Raw genomic sequence first — 1,292 nt, 5'->3', positions numbered from 1 at the left:
TGAGGTTCACCCCGGAAAGTGGACAGTGGTTACGCGGCCATGGTGGGCGCGTTCAGTGACTGTTCGTAATTGTGGGGGCTGAGCATTCCGATTGTGGAGTGCCTACGGCGAGTGTTGTAGAAGTTCATCCAGTTGTCAACTGCAGCAACCAATTCGGTCCTGTACGCGAACGTGTGGCGGTAGTAGTACTCGTGCTTGAACGTCGACCACAGGCTCTCCGCGCCGGCGTTGTCCCAGCAAATGCCGGTCTCGCCCATGGAACGGCGCAAACCGTAGCGTTCGCATGCCTGCTTCATGATCGCAGCGGTGTATTGAGTTCCCCTGTCCGAGTGCATGATTGTGCCCGCAACATCGCCGCCACGTTCGGCGACCGCCATGTCCAGAGCTTCGAGAACGAGCTCGGTGCGCATGTGATCGGCCACCGCCCATCCCAGGACTTTCTTCGAGTGCTCGTCCTTGATCGCGCACAGGTACATATCGCCCTCGCCGCAGGTCAGGTATGTGATGTCCGAGGTCCACACCGCGTCGAGGCGGCCCTGATCGAATCGGCGCTGGACCAGGTCGTCGGGGAACGAGGCGAACGGATCGACCACGGTGGTGCGGACCTTGAACGTGCGTGGGCTTATCCCGACAACACCGAGTGAGCGCATGATCTTCGCGACGGTCTTCTCGGTGATCACCTCGCCCCGGTCGTGGAGTTCGGCGGTGATGCGCGGTGCTCCGTAGACGCCTTTCGACTCCTGGTGGATCGCGAGGATCTTGATCTCCAGATCAGCCCGTCGTTGCCGGCGTTGATCCAATGCTGTTGTCATGCTGCGTCCTTGGTGCTTGTAGAAACCGGAGGTCGACACCTCGAGCAGGCGTGCCATCCGGGCAACGGCGGAATTCGCGTACTCCGCGGCCATCAACGTGTACAGCTCTACTTTGGTTGATTGGCGGCGAAGTACGCGGACGCTTTTTTCAGGAACGCGATGTCTTTCTCCTGCTCGGAGACCTGCCGGCGCAACCGTGCCAGCTCGGTGCGTTCGGCGGCCGTGAGCGGCTGGTCACCCGATGCTGTGGCGGCCTCGATCCGGCGGCGTTCGTCGGCGACCCAACGCCCGAGCAATCCTTCGTTGATACCCAATTCACGGGCGACCTCGGCGATGGTGCGGCCGGAATCGATCACCCTACGGGCGGCCTCGACCTTGTACTCGGTCGTGAACGACCTGCGTTTGCGGGACATGAGGACATCCTTCCAGCGGAACCCTCGGTCCCGCTATCTCGGTGTCCACCATCCGGGGTGAACCTCA

The 1,292-nt window shown here is 61.6% G+C and carries 2 protein-coding genes; both read right to left on the bottom strand.

Annotated elements, in window-relative coordinates; genetic code table 11:
* Nucleotides 1-29: 29 nt before the first annotated feature.
* On the bottom strand, nucleotides 30-905 hold the full coding sequence (locus R4P57_RS26755) for an IS3 family transposase (RefSeq protein WP_317805921.1): 876 nt from the start codon (nucleotides 903-905) through the stop codon (nucleotides 30-32).
* Between the two features lie 14 nt (nucleotides 906-919).
* Nucleotides 920-1,225: a transposase gene (locus R4P57_RS26750; protein WP_317805919.1), complete on the bottom strand. Its 306-nt coding sequence runs from the start codon at nucleotides 1,223-1,225 to the stop codon at nucleotides 920-922.
* Nucleotides 1,226-1,292 lie beyond the last annotated feature (67 nt).

Origin of the sequence: Rhodococcus sp. IEGM 1330 (assembly GCF_033142445.1) — a bacterium.
GTDB lineage: Bacteria > Actinomycetota > Actinomycetes > Mycobacteriales > Mycobacteriaceae > Rhodococcoides.
The sequence above is the reverse complement of the archived record's forward strand: the minus strand, read 5'-3'. Positions and strand labels throughout refer to the sequence as shown.